This is a genomic window from Bacteroides muris (ex Fokt et al. 2023), from assembly GCF_024704895.1.
Taxonomy (GTDB): domain Bacteria; phylum Bacteroidota; class Bacteroidia; order Bacteroidales; family Bacteroidaceae; genus Bacteroides; species Bacteroides muris.
Map to the genome: position 1 here is coordinate 50,442 of NZ_JAMZEE010000003.1, position 16,549 is coordinate 66,990.

18 protein-coding genes are annotated in these 16,549 nt (G+C 48.0%); 3 read left to right on the top strand and 15 right to left on the bottom strand.

From position 1 onward, the window contains the following. Window position 1: 1 nt before the first annotated feature. The gene (nfo, locus tag M1B78_RS01810) at window positions 2–844 is read left to right on the top strand and encodes a deoxyribonuclease IV (RefSeq protein WP_136009449.1); all 843 of its coding nucleotides are present in this window, start codon (window positions 2–4) and stop codon (window positions 842–844) included. A 4-nt stretch (window positions 845–848) separates the two neighbouring features. On the opposite strand, the gene M1B78_RS01815 is transcribed toward nfo, so the two are convergent. The 13 genes from M1B78_RS01815 to M1B78_RS01875 all read right to left on the bottom strand — a co-directional run bounded on the left by M1B78_RS01815 (window position 849) and on the right by M1B78_RS01875 (window position 11,812). Continuing rightward, a complete protein-coding gene (locus tag M1B78_RS01815; protein ID WP_246866888.1) occupies window positions 849–1,193 on the bottom strand; it encodes a VOC family protein in 345 nt (114 codons plus the stop codon). A 57-nt stretch (window positions 1,194–1,250) separates the two neighbouring features. Further along, a complete protein-coding gene (locus M1B78_RS01820; RefSeq protein WP_009036631.1) occupies window positions 1,251–1,721 on the bottom strand; it encodes a GNAT family N-acetyltransferase in 471 nt (156 codons plus the stop codon). Window positions 1,722–1,759: 38 nt separating this feature from the next. Further along, complete coding sequence (locus M1B78_RS01825; RefSeq protein WP_257939741.1) at window positions 1,760–3,388, bottom strand: RluA family pseudouridine synthase; 1,629 nt, start codon at window positions 3,386–3,388, stop codon at window positions 1,760–1,762. Between the two features lie 72 nt (window positions 3,389–3,460). Then, the gene (gene aat / locus M1B78_RS01830) at window positions 3,461–4,111 is read right to left on the bottom strand and encodes a leucyl/phenylalanyl-tRNA--protein transferase (protein WP_257939742.1); all 651 of its coding nucleotides are present in this window, start codon (window positions 4,109–4,111) and stop codon (window positions 3,461–3,463) included. A gap of 4 nt (window positions 4,112–4,115) precedes the next feature. Further along, window positions 4,116–6,356, bottom strand: coding sequence for an AAA family ATPase (locus tag M1B78_RS01835; RefSeq protein ID WP_257939743.1), 2,241 nt, complete (start codon window positions 6,354–6,356; stop codon window positions 4,116–4,118). A 15-nt stretch (window positions 6,357–6,371) separates the two neighbouring features. Next, window positions 6,372–6,683 (bottom strand): ATP-dependent Clp protease adaptor ClpS, encoded by a 312-nt coding sequence (locus M1B78_RS01840; protein WP_008663802.1) that lies wholly within the window; start codon window positions 6,681–6,683, stop codon window positions 6,372–6,374. 32 nt (window positions 6,684–6,715) lie between these two features. Beyond that, window positions 6,716–7,405: a glycine zipper family protein gene (locus tag M1B78_RS01845; protein ID WP_117713553.1), complete on the bottom strand. Its 690-nt coding sequence runs from the start codon at window positions 7,403–7,405 to the stop codon at window positions 6,716–6,718. A 42-nt stretch (window positions 7,406–7,447) separates the two neighbouring features. Further along, window positions 7,448–8,305 (bottom strand): SDR family NAD(P)-dependent oxidoreductase, encoded by an 858-nt coding sequence (locus M1B78_RS01850; protein ID WP_257939744.1) that lies wholly within the window; start codon window positions 8,303–8,305, stop codon window positions 7,448–7,450. Between the two features lie 14 nt (window positions 8,306–8,319). Then, the gene (locus tag M1B78_RS01855) at window positions 8,320–8,466 is read right to left on the bottom strand and encodes a hypothetical protein (protein ID WP_005826486.1); all 147 of its coding nucleotides are present in this window, start codon (window positions 8,464–8,466) and stop codon (window positions 8,320–8,322) included. A gap of 70 nt (window positions 8,467–8,536) precedes the next feature. After that, complete coding sequence (locus M1B78_RS01860) at window positions 8,537–8,767, bottom strand: hypothetical protein (protein ID WP_005826487.1); 231 nt, start codon at window positions 8,765–8,767, stop codon at window positions 8,537–8,539. A 335-nt stretch (window positions 8,768–9,102) separates the two neighbouring features. Beyond that, on the bottom strand, window positions 9,103–9,369 hold the full coding sequence (locus M1B78_RS01865) for a PDDEXK nuclease domain-containing protein (RefSeq protein WP_346015104.1): 267 nt from the start codon (window positions 9,367–9,369) through the stop codon (window positions 9,103–9,105). A gap of 626 nt (window positions 9,370–9,995) precedes the next feature. Further along, a complete protein-coding gene (locus M1B78_RS01870; protein WP_257939745.1) occupies window positions 9,996–10,475 on the bottom strand; it encodes a copper resistance protein NlpE in 480 nt (159 codons plus the stop codon). A 44-nt stretch (window positions 10,476–10,519) separates the two neighbouring features. After that, a complete protein-coding gene (locus M1B78_RS01875; protein WP_257939746.1) occupies window positions 10,520–11,812 on the bottom strand; it encodes a hemolysin family protein in 1,293 nt (430 codons plus the stop codon). A 94-nt stretch (window positions 11,813–11,906) separates the two neighbouring features. On the opposite strand from M1B78_RS01875, the gene M1B78_RS01880 reads away from it, so the two are divergent. Further along, entirely contained in the window at window positions 11,907–12,719 is an 813-nt protein-coding gene (locus tag M1B78_RS01880; RefSeq protein ID WP_257939747.1) for an alpha/beta hydrolase, read from the top strand. 8 nt (window positions 12,720–12,727) lie between these two features. On the opposite strand, the gene M1B78_RS01885 is transcribed toward M1B78_RS01880, so the two are convergent. Both M1B78_RS01885 and M1B78_RS01890 read right to left on the bottom strand, forming a co-directional pair. Then, window positions 12,728–13,633, bottom strand: coding sequence for a DUF4595 domain-containing protein (locus M1B78_RS01885; protein WP_257939748.1), 906 nt, complete (start codon window positions 13,631–13,633; stop codon window positions 12,728–12,730). Window positions 13,634–13,646: 13 nt separating this feature from the next. Beyond that, window positions 13,647–15,068 (bottom strand): S41 family peptidase, encoded by a 1,422-nt coding sequence (locus tag M1B78_RS01890; protein WP_328516885.1) that lies wholly within the window; start codon window positions 15,066–15,068, stop codon window positions 13,647–13,649. Between the two features lie 184 nt (window positions 15,069–15,252). Here M1B78_RS01890 and M1B78_RS01895 point away from each other — a divergent pair, with 184 nt between their 5' ends. Further along, window positions 15,253–16,539 carry an O-acetylhomoserine aminocarboxypropyltransferase/cysteine synthase family protein gene (locus tag M1B78_RS01895; protein ID WP_257939749.1) on the top strand — a complete coding sequence of 429 codons (1,287 nt, stop codon included), beginning with the start codon at window positions 15,253–15,255 and terminating at the stop codon, window positions 16,537–16,539. The last annotated feature ends 10 nt before the right edge of the window (window positions 16,540–16,549 follow it).

The following is a 16,549-nucleotide window of genomic DNA, read 5'->3' on the forward strand; positions in this document are numbered from 1 at the left end:
TATGAAATTTATAGGTGCACATGTATCGGCCAGTGGGGGAGTGGAAGCGGCTCCCGTCAATGCCGGTGAGATAGGGGCAAATGCTTTTGCCTTGTTTACCAAGAACCAGCGTCAGTGGGTGGCAAAGCCGCTGGCGGCTGATAGTATTGAATTGTTTAAGGAAAATTGCGGGAAGCTTGGTTTCGATTCCCGCTGCATCCTGCCTCACGACAGTTATCTGATAAATTTAGGGCATCCTGAAGAAGAAGGGCTACAGAAAAGCCGCGCCGCTTTTCTGGATGAGATGCAGCGCTGCGAACAATTAGGGCTGAAGTTACTGAATTTTCATCCGGGCAGCCATCTGAATAAGATTTCTGTGGAAGAGTGTCTGGATAGGGTCGCTGAATCCATTAATCTTATATTGGGCAAGACGCACGATGTGGTGGCTGTCATAGAGAACACAGCCGGGCAGGGTAGCAATGTGGGAAACGAGTTCTGGCAGCTGGGACATATCATCGACCGGGTGGATGACAAGTCTCGCGTTGGAGTTTGCCTTGATACCTGCCACACGTATACAGCGGGCTATGATATAGTGAATGAGTATGACAAGGTGTTTGAGGAGTTTGACGCGGCTGTAGGCTTCGGCTATCTGCGCGGTATACACCTGAATGACTCCAAGAAAGCACTCGGCTCCAGAGTAGACCGTCACGACAGCATCGGCAAGGGGCTGATAGGTATGGATTTCTTCCGGCGTTTTATGCAAGATGTGCGTTTTGACGGTATACCTATTATTTTGGAGACGCCCGATGAATCGCTTTGGGCAGAGGAGATAAAACTGTTGAGAAGCTTTGTCTCTTCTGATTGAGAGACTATGCCCTGAATACACATTCTATACGGTTACCGTCCGGGTCGAGGACGACACTTTCAAAATATCCGTCGCCGGAGGTACGGGGCTCTCCTGCGATGGTATATCCCGCTGTACGTAGCCGTTCTGTCTGTCGGAGGACAGCTTCCTGGCTGTCGAAGGCAAAGGCAAAGTGGGTCAGTCCCAGTCTGTTTTCCTCAATAGGGGTATTCTGTATGTCCGTACGGCTCATCAGTTCCAAATCCGTTCCTTCATCGAAGTGAAGGAAATAAGATTCGAATCCTTTTTTGGGGTTGATGTACTTTTCATTGCTGCTCCCGTTGAAGTAACGTGTGTAGAACTCTTTCATCTCTTCCAGTTGGAAGGTCTAGATGGCGATGTGATGTATCTTCATAAGTTTGCTAAATTATAATCTGTGTTCTACCCGAGTAATCTGTGGTGGGGTTGGTAATTGCAGATGCAGAATAGGGAAAGGCTTTCCCGTCGGGTCGGTTTCGTCCCGGCCGGCCACTTGGAATCCCATATGTTGGTAAAATCGGCAAGCTTGTCCGTTCTGCTCGTTTACATCCACTTTGTGGATGTGTTTTTGGTGGACGGCGTACTCCATGAGCCGTTTTCCGTATCCCTTACCTTGTTGGTCAGGACGGACAAACAACATCTCGATGAGTTCATCGCTCAGTCCCATAAAGGCGGCAATTTCTTCTTTTTCGTTGCGGATGATGTAAAGCTCTACGGCAAGAAAGTACTGCTCTCTTATCAGTGGTTTGTAAAACTGTATATCCTTTTCTGCCAGGAAGTGGTGTGTGCTGCGGACAGAGGCTTCCCAGACGGTCAACAGTTCGTCATAATCTTGTGGGGTAGGTCGGAGTATCATCATTTATTGCATTACTTTGCTGGTTATTAATCAGTAGGCAGTCAGAATTCAGCTTCTTTGGTAATCCTTACGGTTTCTCCCGTTATAGGGTGGGTAAATTCTAAGTATTCGGCATGCAGATAAAGCCGGTCTGCTTTCTCCCCGTAAAGTTCATCACCGATGATGGGGCAGTGCAAGCCAAGCGGGTGTGCTGCATGTATACGTAGCTGATGGGTTCTTCCCGTGCGCGGATAGAAAGCGATACGGGTCCGTTTCCCGTCCAGACGTTCCAGAACTTGATAATCGGTGATGGCGGGCTTTCCGTGTTCGGTGTGTACCATTTGCCGTGGGCGGTCAAGTGGATTCAGGCAAAGCGGGAGGTCGACCGTATCTTTGTCCTTTGGGACAATACCCTCGAGCAATGCGACATAACGTTTCCTGACCAGGCGGTTCTTGAACTGGGCCTGCAGGTTCTGGTGTACACGCTTGGTCTTGGCAATGAGCATTAAACCGGAAGTGGCCATGTCGAGACGATGTACCGTCAGTGGACCGTCAGCTTCTGGATATTGCCCACGCATCAGGCTATAGACGGAGACTGCATCTTCCTTGCCGGGAACAGACAGCATTCCTGCCGGTTTGTTGATGACCGAAAGCCATGAATCCTCGTAAACAATCTCCAAATTTTTGGAGGGCACCTGCATTCTTTTCAGCATGGGGTTTTCCTCTACTTGTAGACCTTGCAGCATATGCTGCAGTATAGGTTCGCACTTTCCTTTGCAAGCCGGATAATAGTGCCCGTGATGGCGTATCTCTGTCTTGGGGGAGTCACCCCACCAGAACTCGGCCATGGCAATCGGTTTCCATCCATGCAAATAAGCTTGTTGTAGCAATTTGGGGGCTGCACATTCACCCGCGCCGGCAGGAGGTGTCTTGTGCACGGTCTGCCCGAATATCTCACAGAGATTCTTGACTTCTCCCCGGTAATTCAGCATCCCGAACTGTTCGAATAGCTTTTGCTGCAATGCTGCAGAGCGGGTTTTACGTTCAGACTTCAATGCTGAAATCCGTCTTTCCCAGTCTTCTGTCTGCGTTTGCAGTGTGGTAATCCTTGCTTTCCATGAACGTTCCAGGCGTTTATATTCCGCCTTTTGAAACTGGCTTTCCCGTATCAGTTCGGCTTCTTCCTGCGCATTGAGCTCTTTTTCTTTTCTGCGCTGTTCTCTGGCAGTTTTGGCTTCTTTCAACTGTGCTTTGGCTGTTGCCAGTATGTCTTCTGCCGACTGGATAGTCCGGGCAAGCTCTGCTGATAAGGCGGCATATGCTTTGTCATTTTCCAATTGCCGGATGTTGCGGTTGATGGAAGAGATGTTCTCTTCTTCTATCTTGAAAAAGCCTTGTGGCTGTAGCAAGTCATATACGGGAGGAACAAAAAAGGGATGTAGGTTCTTTCCGGCCAATATGCCTGAGAATGCAGCTAAATATCCGGTTTCTCCATGCTCGGTTTGTACAATCAGTACCCCGAACATTTTGCCTTGGCGCAGTTCGTCCTTCCATGCAGTTTGTCGGGTAAGATAGCTTTGTACTTCTTTGGCTGCTAATATACATAATGGGTGCGGAGTATAGCAGAAAGGATAGGTGAACCTTTCCGGAAGCGGAATGTCGGTTATGGAAGTAGTAAAACGGTGCAACATGATGTTGCAAAGATACTATATTTCTCTCATAACAGACCGTTTGTACTGCAAATCTTTATTTCGTTATTACTTTTAGAAGCGGTAGTCTTGTTCGATGTATGTCATATATTCGTCGTAACTGATGTGCCTGCCTCCCATTGTCTTGAGGTGAGGGGTTTCGAACTGGCAATCTATCATGACGCCTCCATGTTCCCTGAAGAATTGGGCCAGACGGATGAGGGCCAGCTTCGAGGCGCTGGGAACGAGTGAGAACATGCTCTCTCCAAAGAAACAACGTCCCAGGGTCACTCCGTACAGCCCACCTACCAGTTGTTCTTCTTCCCATACTTCCACGCTGGCGGCGAAGCCTTGTTCGTGCAGGTGTGTATAGGCTTCCATCATCTGCGTTCCAAGCCAGGCTCCTTCTTGTTCCATCCGCAATTCTCCGCAGGTTTGTATGACGTCTTCAAAAGCTTCGTTGAAGGTGATTTCGTACTTTCCTTTGTTGATGAGTGTACGCATGGAGTGGGAGATATGTATTTCGTCCGGAAAGATGACAAAACGGTCTATCGGGCACCACCATTGTATCAGTTCTTCCCGAAATGCGTACCAGGGGAATATACCGTTGGAGTACGCCAGGATGAGGCGGTCGATGGAGAGGTCACCGCCCACGGCGAGCAACCCGTCGGGGTCGCCGTAGTGAGGATTGGGGAAAGCAAGTTTATTCGTCAGTTGAAAGACCATATCGTTATTCGGTTGCGGGTTGTAGTTTCAATGCTCCGTTTTCTACTTGCACGCGGACTTTCCCTCCCGCCTTCAGTGTGCCGAACAAAATTTCGCGCATCAATAAAGGTTTCAAGTGCGAGGCTATCACGCGGTCCATCTCTCGGGCACCGTATTCGGGGATAAAGCCCCGTTGGAGCAGCCATTCGTGTGCTTCTTGGCTCAATTCCATTTCCACCTGGCGGGAGGACAACTTGCTGCCCAGTTCTCCGAGTTTCTTGTCGAGGATAAGTGATGCCATCGGGCGGTCCATGTCATGGAAGACAACTGTGGCTGAAAGGCGGTTGATGAATTCGGGCTTAAAGGTTTTCTTGACTTGTTTCAGCATGGCTTCTCCGGCGGTGACCTGACTATTGAAGCCGATGGACGCTTGGCGGGCATATTGTGCTCCGGCATTGGAGGTCATGATGAGAACCACGTGGCGACAGTCGGCTTTCCGCCCTTTGTTGTCGGTCAGTATGGCATAGTCCATTACTTGCAGCAGGATGTTGAATACGTCGGGATGCGCTTTTTCTATTTCGTCGAGCAGCAACACGCAGTTTGGGGTCTTGCGTATGGCGTCGGTCAGCAGACCGCCGTCCTCGTAACCCACGTAGCCGGCAGGCGAGCCAATCAGTTTGGCTACGGTATGCTTTTCGGTATATTCGCTCATGTCGAAACGTTGCAGGGCGATGCCCAGCTCGGCGGCGAGCACTTTGGCAACCTCGGTCTTTCCTACTCCGGTGGGGCCTACAAAGAGCAGGCTTGCCAGCGGTTTGTTTTCGTCGAGCAGTCCGGCTTTGGACATTTGCACAGCTTCCACCACCTGACGGACGGCTTCTTCCTGCCCGTAGATGCGGGAGCTGATACGTTCGTGCAGGCTTTCCAAGGCGGCGGTGTCGTCCTCTTTCATGGCGAGGGCATTTACTTTACAAGTACGTGCCAATATGTCGGTTACCAGTACCTTGTCCACGGTCTGTTCTTCGGAGTCTGTGGGATGTATTTCTCGGTAAGCTCCTGCTTCGTCTATCAGGTCGATGGCTTTGTCGGGCAGGAAACGGTCGCTGATGTAGCGGGCGCTTGCCTTTACGGCATAGGGGATGACGTCGGGTTCGTAGGTGACGCCGTGGTAGGCTTCGTATTTCTCTTTCAGACCTTCTACGATATGTATGGCTTCTTCGATGCTCGGTTCCAGTATGTCTATCTGTTGGAAACGGCGTACCAGTCCCTTGCTGCGGGAGAAGTAGCGGTTGTACTCGTCGTAGGTGGTAGAGCCTATGAAACGTATTATTCCGGTTTCCAGATAGGGTTTCAGCATGTTGGAGGCATCCATAGAGCCTTCGCCCGTGCGTCCGGCGCCTATCAGGTTGTGTATCTCGTCGATGTAGACGATGGCGCGTCCTTCACGTCCGACACCTTCCATGATACTTTTCAGCCGCTTTTCGAAATCACCGCGATATTGTGTGCCTGCCAGCAGATTGCCCAAGTCCAGTTCATAGATGCGGAAGCCGGCAAGCCGTTCGGGGACGTTGCCCGCTTCGATACGGGCGGCAAGCCCATAGGCAAGGGCTGTTTTGCCTACGCCGGGTTCGCCCACATGCAACGGGTTGTTCTTTTCCTTGCGGCAGAGCACTTGTATGGTTCGCTCCAACTCCATCTCCCTGCCGATAAGCGGATTGTGGTCTGCCAGGCAATCGTTGAGGCAGGTCACGTAGTTACGCCATGGTTCTGTTTTTTCTTGCTCATCGGGAGATGGCATATCACCTGCTTCTGCTGCCAGCTCCGCTTCTTCGTAGTGGGTAATGAGCAGACTGAGGAATTCGGGCAGGTCTCTGCCAACTGCTTCCTTCAGGAAATGGCATGCCCAGGAATCTTCCAGTTGCAGCAAGCCTTGTATCAGATGGGGAACACCCAGCTCTTCGGCGCTGGAATACTCTGTCACCATATAGGCATGTTGCAAGAGTGAGCTGAGCTGGACGGAAAGTCCCAACTCGTATTCCACATTATCGGGGATAGTTTCCACTTCTTCCGTCAGATAGTTTTCCAGTGAGATGCTGAGCTCCACATAATTGTAGAAGGTATCTTGTAGGGTGTGGATGAATGGGTCTTGCTCTATGATGGCGCTCAGCAGATGTTCGGGCATGATGAACTCGTGCCGGTAAGACTCGGCTTTTCTTTGTGCGGAAGCGAATGCTTGGTTTACGAATATCGTATTTTTTATATCCATATTGTTTCTTTCTTCTTATTCTTCTTCCTCCGGGGTGACGGTGAGCCGGAGGGGGAAACCTTCATTGCGTGCCATGCGGGTGGCTTTCTGTACTTTGGAGTGGGCGATGTCGTATGAGTAGATGCCTACTACCGCGGAGTTACTTTTGTGCACCTGCAGCATCAGTGTTTCCGCTTCTACCGATGATTTGTAAAAGACGGTGGTGAGTACCTTTACCACAAACTCCATGGTGGTGAAGTCATCATTGTAGATGGTGACTTTGAAGCGTCGGGGTTCCCGTAATTCTATGCGTTCTTTTTCTTTGAAAGAAGATTGCTGTTGTTCCATTTCTTTTTAAAAACTACTGTTAAGACATTGTTCTACCGTTGTGTGGGCAACGAAAACTCCTGCCAGTCATATTCGTCCCCATACTCGTCGGCTATGGCTATGCGTATGGTGACGTTACCCGTCTTTATCCGTTCTCCGGCACTGATGTTGGCGGTGTATTTCACACCGTTGTGCGGAGTTATTTGCTCTATCATGACCGACGGTGATATGTAAATGCGCTTCATGCCCGTGGTTTCCGCCACCACCGGCACTACGTTGTAGGCTGTTTTGTTTCCTTCGTTCATGATTTCAAAAATCACTTTACAGTTTTCGCCCGAATTGATGACGTGGTTGCGGCTGTCGTCAATGAAACGTATATTCCGTATCCTCAAGTGGTCGATGGCCGATGCTTGCGGCTGTCTTCCGGATTGCGGGGGATAGGGCTGTGTCCTTTCTATCCGGTAGCTGTACTCCTCCTGCTTCTTGGGGGCTGTGGCTGCATTGGCAATGGCAGCTCCCGCAATGGTCCCTATGATGGTGCCGATGGCAGAACCCCGGTATCCTCCTCGCCAGCCTCCGTTACTGTCACCTATCAGCCCGCCGATGGCACCGCCTACATTGCTTCCGATGGCAGCTCCTGCAAGCACTGCGTTAGGGTCGCCTGCAGCCATCTGGCTTGTGCCGCATCCGCTGAGGATGATGGTTGCTGCCAGAATTCCTATAAAAGACTTTTTCATGTTCATATCCTATAATTATTATGTTGGGCAGATTGTTTTATAAAAGGGCTATTCCCAGTAAATCATCTTTTTGGTCATGCCTCCGTCAATGGTTATGTTTTCGCCATTGATGAAGTCGTTTTCGTCTTGGCATAGGAATACGCACATACGGGCAATATCTTCCGGTTTGCCAACCCGTCCGGAGGGGTGTTGCGAATGGTCTTCTGCCCGTAATTGTTCATAATCGTGTGTCTGAATCCAGCCCGGAGAGATGGAGTTGACCGTGATGTGCCACTCTGCAAGCGATAAAGCCAACGCATGCGTCAATGAATAGATACCTCCTTTGGAAGCTGCATATCCTTCACTGCCCGGTTCACTCATCAGATAGCGGGTAGAACAGAGATTAATGATTCTTCCGTAGGTATTCGTGCTGTTTTGACTTTTGCGGTGTACTGCCAACGCATGTGAAGTAATGAATACCGGACGTAAATTCACAGACAATATTTTATCGAACGTCTCCACACTCGTTTCTGTGATGGGAGAGAATTCACTGATGCCGGCATTGTTTATAATGATGTCAATATCCCCCCATTCCTTGAAAATATTTTGCAGGCAAAGTTCCAATGCTTCTTTGCTGTTTAGGTCGACGGGGTGAAATTGTGCTCCGGTGGCTTGGGCGGTTTGTTGTCCTTCCAGTTCATTCTTGTCACAAAAGGCTACTTGGTAATTAAGCTTGCAGAAGGCTTCTACAATGGCTTTGCCAATCCCCCCGGCACCTCCGGTCACGAAAACTTTCTTTCCGCCTTTTTTGAGGGGAAGTGTCGGCTTATGTAGCGTTTGTACCTTGCCGGATTTTTTCGCTTTCTCCCAAGCTGCTTTGCGTGCCTGGTATTGCTCGTACTGATTTTCAAGATAATTATCGGCCATATATGTTTCCGGTTTTATTGTTTAACTACGGCGTGTGTCACTTCGTACCCGATGACTACTGCCAGTCCGTTCTGTTTTAGGTATTGTCCGATGGCGGGTACGTAACCGCATCCGTTCAATATGAGCAGGGAGGTGGTCAGTATAGCAATCTGTTTCTTCATGTCATTTTGACTTTATTTGGTTTAATGTTACAAAGGTAGAGAAAGTATTGAAAAGGCTATAGGGGTAGCATTATGTTTTCTTTCCTTTTGTCATATTATTTTTTTCAATGTGGTGATTCACCTCTCCATTAATGAGAGTTATATGATGGCTTTTACTGATTTTTCCTACTTTTTGTTTGTGGCTTTTCCCACTTTTACGAAATAAGTTACATATTTCTGTAATTAGAGCTGTCAAAATGGCTATAATGATGGGAACTAACCACTCTTTATTATTTTGTATGAATTCTACTGGATTGCTCATATTTGTATGTATTTATTAAAGTTAGATATGGATAACGGTGATGAATGAGTGAGTTTCCCTATGATTTTTGTTCCAATATATAATCCTAAGATACTTAAACTTAATCTTGTTAATGTAGAACTATTTAGTAGATTGAATACTTGCTCCCAGTTCTTATTTAAATTACAAAAATAACTTCTGACTTCTGTGGCTGTAAACGGTGGCATTTCCTTTTTAGGCTCTTTCAGTCGTTTTTGATTTTTTTACTCTATTGAGTCATGTGGTATATTCACATGCTTCATCAATAGACTTGTCTTTTCTTCGGATAAGTTCACTATATTGATACAAGATAACCTTCATCTCTCTTCCTTCTTTTTTCCTTGAATTCTCTTTACTTGTTCCTCTATTTCCTCAATCGAAGGCAGTTGACTTTTAATATCTTCGGGAATCAGCTTAGACAGCTTACACTCTGATATGCCGATAGGCTGATTTGTTGATTCCAGTGCATATTGCGCCATTACTTGTTTTTTTGTCTTGCAGATAAGCAAGCCGATGGTGGGGGTATCGCCAGGTTTACATTTTAGATGGTTTACGGCACTGATATAAGTACCGAGTTGACCTATTCTAACTTAATTCTTGAAAATCTTTGGTAATGGTCAGGAAATCGAAGTTATAGGGGTCTTTGAGTGTCTGTAGAGCTAGGTCACTTTGCGGTTTTGGTAGCAGACGACTCTTTGAGAAATCCGCTTCCTCAAGTCATTTCTTTCTGCCGTTCTATAATTTCTGCTCCCAGTTGCCAGTAAAGGTGAAGCAGTTCGCTGTTCACGCGTACAGCCGCTTTAATCTGTGTACTACGCCTTTCCGTCTTTTCTACCTCTCCACTTTTACCACACAATATACTATCTCCCCCTCTCTTTCTTTTACCTCACCCCGTGTCGCTGCCATATCCTTCCAAATACGTTTACCCGTTTTGCAGAGAATAGGTATCGCACTATGTCGCTGTATTTCCTCCTATATTTTCGCAGACGATAATCATTCCCCTTGTAGGGCTTCAAAAGGGCATCCGTCTGTTTCCCTAAAGAGAACGGTTTGTTTCAATATGGAGAACAGTTTGTTTCATTAGTAGGAAACAGTTTGTTCCGTTAAAGAAAACAGTTCGTTTTATTGAGTGCAAACAGTTTGTCTCATAGTATGTGAATACTTTGTTTCTTACCGTTGTGAACTAAACTTTCTTATAAGCAAGGATGGACTATTTCACCTGGATGATGTCATAATTCAAGTCACTCACAGCTTCCTGCAGGCTGTCGTTGACAAGGCGCAGGGTTGTGTCGTTCACTACTACGAAGTACACCGGAGTGTCCCCGTCGTTCGGGGTCAGCTTGATGGCTGTTTTCTTCTTGTTGTCGACGTCTTTCTGGATAACTTCTTTCTTTCCTTTGGAAGTAAAGCTCTTGTTCTTTCCGGGGCTTTCGGCATCCAGATAAGTTGTTACCAGCGTGTAGCCGCTTTCTCCGTCGGGACCTACACAGTCTACGCTCAATACATACTGGATGCCCAGACCGTCGGCGGCGGGAAGGATTCCTTCGTATACGGCTACGGCAGACGAGTCATTGCCGGTAACAGCCATTACACTTTCGTCCATGGCGACGGCGTCATTGTTCTGAGTTCCTTTTGATTGGCAGGATACCAATGCAGCGGCAAGGGCTGCAATCATCATTACTTTTTTCATTACTTTAATGGTTTAAGTTAATTATAAAGACGCAATAGCGTTTGTTATTCATATTCTTCTTTCTTGATGACGAGCAGCTTGTCCACCCGTCCGCGGTCCATATCCACCACTTCGAAGTCCAGGTTTTTGTAGCTGAACAAGTCTCCGGCTTTCGGCACCCGTCCTATCAGGAACATGGCAAGGCCGCTCAAGGTGGTGAAGTCTTCCTCTTTTAGGTCATCATAGTTCATAATGCCCATCGCCTCCATAAAGTCATCCAGATTCATAGAAGCCTCCACCAGCATGGAACCGTCCTGACGAACAACGATTTCCTCTTCTTCCGTTTCATTCTCTTCGAGGATGTCTCCGAAGATACTTTCTGTCAAATCGTGCAGGGTGATGATACCTTCTGTATTTCCATACTCGTCTACAACAACTCCGAACTTGTTTTTGTTCTTCTTAAACAGCTCTAAAACTTTCTTTGCATACAAACTTTCCGGAATAAACAAAGCAGGGCGTGCAATACTACGTAAGTTGAAGGGTTGTTCGCCGCCCATCATCAAGATGATGTCCTTTACGGAAACCACACCGATAATCTCGTCCTTTCCCTGCTCCACCAGGAGATATTTGCTGAAGTGTTCTTCGTGGATGATACGCAGCACCTCTTCCGGTGTGTCTGTGGGATGGAGCACAACGATGTCGCGGCGATAGGTCATCAGGTCATTCGCTCTTTTGTCCGAGAAGCGGAACACGTCACGCAACATTTCCGTTTCGTCTTTGTCGATGACGCCTTGTTCCGAGCTTTGGTGCAGAATCATCTTCAGTTCGTCTTGTGTCATTTGGCGTTCTTCGCCGCTGTTCAGTCCGATGAGTTTGTTCATCAGTTTGGTGGAAGCGCTCAGCAGGCATACAAACGGATAGGAAATCTTGGTCAGCACAATCATGAAGGGGCTGAGCATGGTGGCCCATCGTTCCGGGTTGTTCAAGGCGATGGACTTGGGCACCAGTTCGCCTATGATGAGCGACAGATAGGTGATGATGGCTACTACGGTAATCATGGCGAGAGTCTTGGCATAGGCGGCTACTCCCGGAATGAGGGCGAACAGCGGTTCCACGTCGTCGGCAATAGTAGCACCACCATAGGCACCGGATACGATACCGATAAGAGTAATACCGATTTGGATGGTGGAGAGGAATTTTTCGGGCTCTTCCAGTTGTTTCAATACTCCTTTGGCTCTTTTGTTCCCTTTTCCGACAAGAGTTTCAAGGCGTGCTTTGCTTGAGGAGACTAAGGCGATTTCATACATGGCAAAGATGCCGTTCAAAATAAGTAAGAGTAAAATGATAATAAATTCCATAGCGGATTTTGAATAGTTTATGAGGCAAAGATAATGATTTTTCAGTATTTATTGTTAATATTGCCATCCGTTAGAAAAAATAAACAATAAATAGATGAAAAAAAGAATTATTGCCTTGGGGCTTTTATGGTGCCTGTCTGCCGTAATGTTGCAGGCGGCACGTGTAGACACGGTGTTGGTGAGAAGTGCAGCCATGAATAAGGATGTAAAAGTTGTGTATGTATTGCCTGATAAGGCTATCGGCAAGCAGGCTTGTCCGGTGGTTTATCTGTTGCACGGTTATGGCGGCAATGCGCGGAGCTGGGTGCAACTGAAGCCGGAATTGCCGCAGATGGCGGATGAGAAAGGAATCATATTTGTATGTCCGGACGGCAAGAACAGTTGGTATTGGGACAGTCCGGAGAATCCTGCCTACCGTTATGAGACTTTTGTCACCTCGGAATTGGTGAAGTATACAGACGGGAACTATGCTACCATTCCCGATAGAAAGGCGCGTGCCATCAGTGGATTGAGTATGGGCGGCCACGGTGCTTTGTGGAGTGCTATCCGTCATAAGGATGTGTTCGGTGCGGTGGGCAGTATGAGTGGAGGAGTGGATATACGGCCGTTCCCCCAGAATTGGGAAATGAACAAGCAGTTGGGAGAGTTTGCTGCCAACAAGGCATCTTGGGATGCGCATACGGTGGTCAACCAGCTGGATAAGATTGTAAATGGAGACTTGGCGCTAATCATCGACTGCGGTGAGGCCGATTTCTTTCTTGAAGTGAACAAGGACCTGCACAACCGGCTGCTGGCAAGGAAGATAGACCATGACTTCATCACCCGTCCCGGTGGACATACCGGAACGTATTGGAACAACTCCATAGACTATCACGTCCTTTTCTTCGACAAGTTCTTTAAGAAGTAAGTAACTTATTATTCGATGGTATAGTTCACGGTGCGTGTGTAGTCCTGCTCGTAGCCGTTCCTTATATGCCTGACGACTGCATGGCAGGAAGTGACGATACCCCGGTTATCTAACGTATAAGTATAGGTGGTGGTCTCTTCACTTTCTCCGTTGCTGTCCGGGATGAGTTGGGTAATCAGATAGTTTGCAGGTTCTCCCAGTATCTTCCCGTATATGGCAACCGCATGCATGGAAAGCGGATACATGTCCGTAATGAATAGGCTTGGTATTTCGGAGATATTTGCAATTTCATTGCCTGATGGTGTGGTAGCCGTACTGTTGTGTTCAAAAGTGTCAACCTTTTGCTGTATGCGCAATGCCCGGAAGTTGCTGTAGTCTATTGTAATGAATGAGTATTCTTTTCCGTCGTCCATCTTTTCTGTGATGTTTTCCAGATAGTATTTGTCTTCGGTGTTGATGAGGTAGGAGAAGGTGTAAGTACGGGTATTTCCTGCCATATCCTGACTGGTACAAGTGGTGGCATAACCTTTGTCATTCAGCGTGTAGGTTGATACTGTACCTGCTTCGTCGGTTATCACGGCTTGATGGTCCTTGTATTCGACGGTAGTGGTATTCTCTATCTCGAAGAGTTCGTCTCCTGCCGTAAAGCTCTGTTTGCCGGTGTAGCCGGTCAGCCTGCCTGCACTGTTGTAAAGATAGGTATGGGTGGCAGTAACCGGTTGCGCATCGCTCTCTATCACTTCTTTTAGTTCGATTTTGGAGAAAGGAGTGGTGGGGTAGGTTGACGGTTCCGGTTCTGGTGTATCATTGCCATTGTTATCATCGCTGCAAGCTGCCAGTCCACCGAGCAACAGCAGGCTGAACATGATTCCCGAAAATCGGGTGATGATTGTAACTCTTCTGTTTAGTTTCATCCTATTGGTCTTTTTATTTGATGCGTACGGCATGGCTTGCCCGGCGTTCAATGGAGTTTGCGAGAGTGGTCACTCTTAAAGAACGGGTATCTTCTTGTGCGGGCGGTTGTATGCTTCCGTCGATGGCGCCGAGTGCAGTGCTCAATAAGGCTTCGTTGGTATCTCCAAAGGGCAGGAAACGTGACATGTCGCTCATCTCATTCACTACATATCCCGAGTAGGCCGGTTGGAATCCGGATTCATAATCAGATTTCCCTTCCGAATTGTATATCTTGCAGACGATGGGATTCATCGTTATCATCAGTTTGGGGCTGGAGAAATTCCTGGAACCTACATTCTTGCCTACGGTAGTACCGCCGATGATGACAACATCCATATACGGGTCGAGGCAGTTAATCACCATTTCGGAGGCGGAGGCAGTCTGACTGCTGGTAAGTACGTAGAGAGTATTCAGGTTTAGGTTTGCTCCGTTTCCGATGAGTCCGGAGTTCAGGGTGAACGGTACTATCTGCGGATTGAAGCGGTTGTTGAATTCCAGGTACCCCAACTCTTGTCCCAAGGCGGAGGAAGGTGCAAGCATGGTACACAGCAATTCTGCGCAACTCAGTAATCCACCGTTGTTGTAGCGCAAGTCAAGGATGAATTCGTTGACTTGCTGTGATGCGAAATATTGGAATGCGCTGCGCAGGTCGTTGTCATATTCATTACTGTTGTCCGTGGGGCCGGAACTGAAGTGGTTGTAGACCAGATAACCTATTTTCTTGCTGCCTGATGTATATACATTCTTATAGTGCACCGGGTTGTCGTTGACGGGACGCGCCGATGCTATCTGTCTGGGTTTGTCGTAAGCAACGATGGCATTTTTCTCCACGTCGTAATAACCTACTGTAAGTTCCATGGCACTACTTCCATACAGTTTCTTATAATTCTGTTCAGTAATAAAGTTCCCGTCCATCTTCATAATCCAGTCACCCCGTTTCAGCCCGATTTCCGAGGCCGGGCTTCCGTCGGCAACGTAAAGAATCTGTGCAACAATGGCATTCTCTTCTCCTTCTACTTCTATCTGGTTGGTAGTGAACTGGAATCCGTAGCTGTAATCCGTATAGGGGATGCTGCGGGTAGTGGTGACGCTGACCAGACTGTCGATGGTGGAGAATTTGTCTTCTTCGGATTTGAGCGAGGCAAAGAAAGTGAAAGGGGCTTGAAAATAGTTCAGGTCGTTGGTATGGGGGATAGCGTCTACCCAATAGTACCACACACGCATGGTATCGTCAATCCAGCGGTCTGTCTGGGTCTGTCCGGCATACTCTTTCCAGCGGTCCACCCCGCAGGAAGTCAGATAAATGGGAAGAATCAGGGTTCCCAATATGAGTATCAGTATATTTCTTGCTTTCATGGGGGCAAAGATAGTGCAAATTGAGTGCAGAACTTTCATGCTTGCATGAAAAAGTTTTGCCGAAATGCAGTCTATCTTATCTAAAGATAGAAAATAGCTTGCTTATCTACCACAATTGTGGTATAAAATTCCCTAATCTGTGTCATTGTCTGCCCCGGCTTATCGCTCTATCTTTGCAACATCCGAATGAGAAACGGTTTATTCACCTAAAATACAAACGACAATGGAAACAAAGAAATTGCACTTTGAGACTCTACAACTTCACGTTGGACAAGAACAACCCGACCCGGCAACTGATGCCCGCGCCGTACCTATCTATCAGACAACTTCGTATGTATTCCGTAATTCGGCCCATGCGGCAGCTCGCTTTGGCTTGCAGGACCCGGGGAATATTTACGGGCGGTTGACGAATTCCACCCAGGATGTGTTCGAGAAACGTGTGGCGGCTCTGGAAGGCGGTGTTGCCGGATTGGCCGTAGCCTCGGGTGCGGCAGCCATCACTTATGCCTTTGAGAATATCACCCGTGCAGGCGACCATATCGTGGCAGCTAAGACCATCTACGGCGGAACGTATAATCTGCTGGCCCACACATTGCCTGCCTACGGGGTTACCACTACTTTTGTGGACCCGGGCAATCTGGACAATTTCGAGAAAGCGATTCAGGAGAATACCAAGGCAGTATTCATTGAAACGCTGGGAAATCCGAATTGCAACATCATTGACATTGATGCCGTTGCTGAAATAGCACACCGTCACCGGATTCCTCTGATTATAGATAACACCTTCGGTACTCCTTACCTGATTCGTCCCATAGAGCATGGGGCAGATATTGTAGTCCATTCGGCAACGAAGTTCATCGGAGGGCATGGTACGTCCTTGGGTGGTGTTATTGTAGATAGCGGCAAGTTCGACTGGGTGGCCTCGGGGAAGTTTCCCCAACTGACGGAACCGGACCCGAGTTATCATGGAGTATGTTTCGTCGACGCTGCCGGTCCTGCTGCCTATGCCATCCGTATCCGTGCCGTATTGTTGCGTGATACCGGTGCCACAATCAGTCCTTTCAATGCTTTCATTCTGTTGCAAGGATTGGAGACGTTGTCGCTTCGCGTGGAACGTCATGTGGAGAATGCCTTGAAAGTGGTTGAATTCTTGAAGAAGCATCCCAAAGTGGTTGCCGTGAACCACCCGTCCCTGCCCGAGCATCCTGACCACGCGCTTTACGGGAAATACTTTCCGAATGGAGGCGGTTCTATCTTTACGTTTGAGGTGCGGGGCGGTGTGAAGGAAGCGCAGACGTTTATTGACAGTTTACAGATATTCTCGTTGCTTGCCAATGTGGCTGATGTGAAATCCCTGGTTATCCATCCTGCCACCACTACCCATTCCCAATTGAGTGCACGGGAATTGGAAGAACAAGGCATCAAACCGGGCACGGTCCGCCTCTCCATCGGGACAGAACATATCGATGATTTGCTGGACGACTTGTCCCAGGCATTTGACAGAATTTAAAAGAATAACA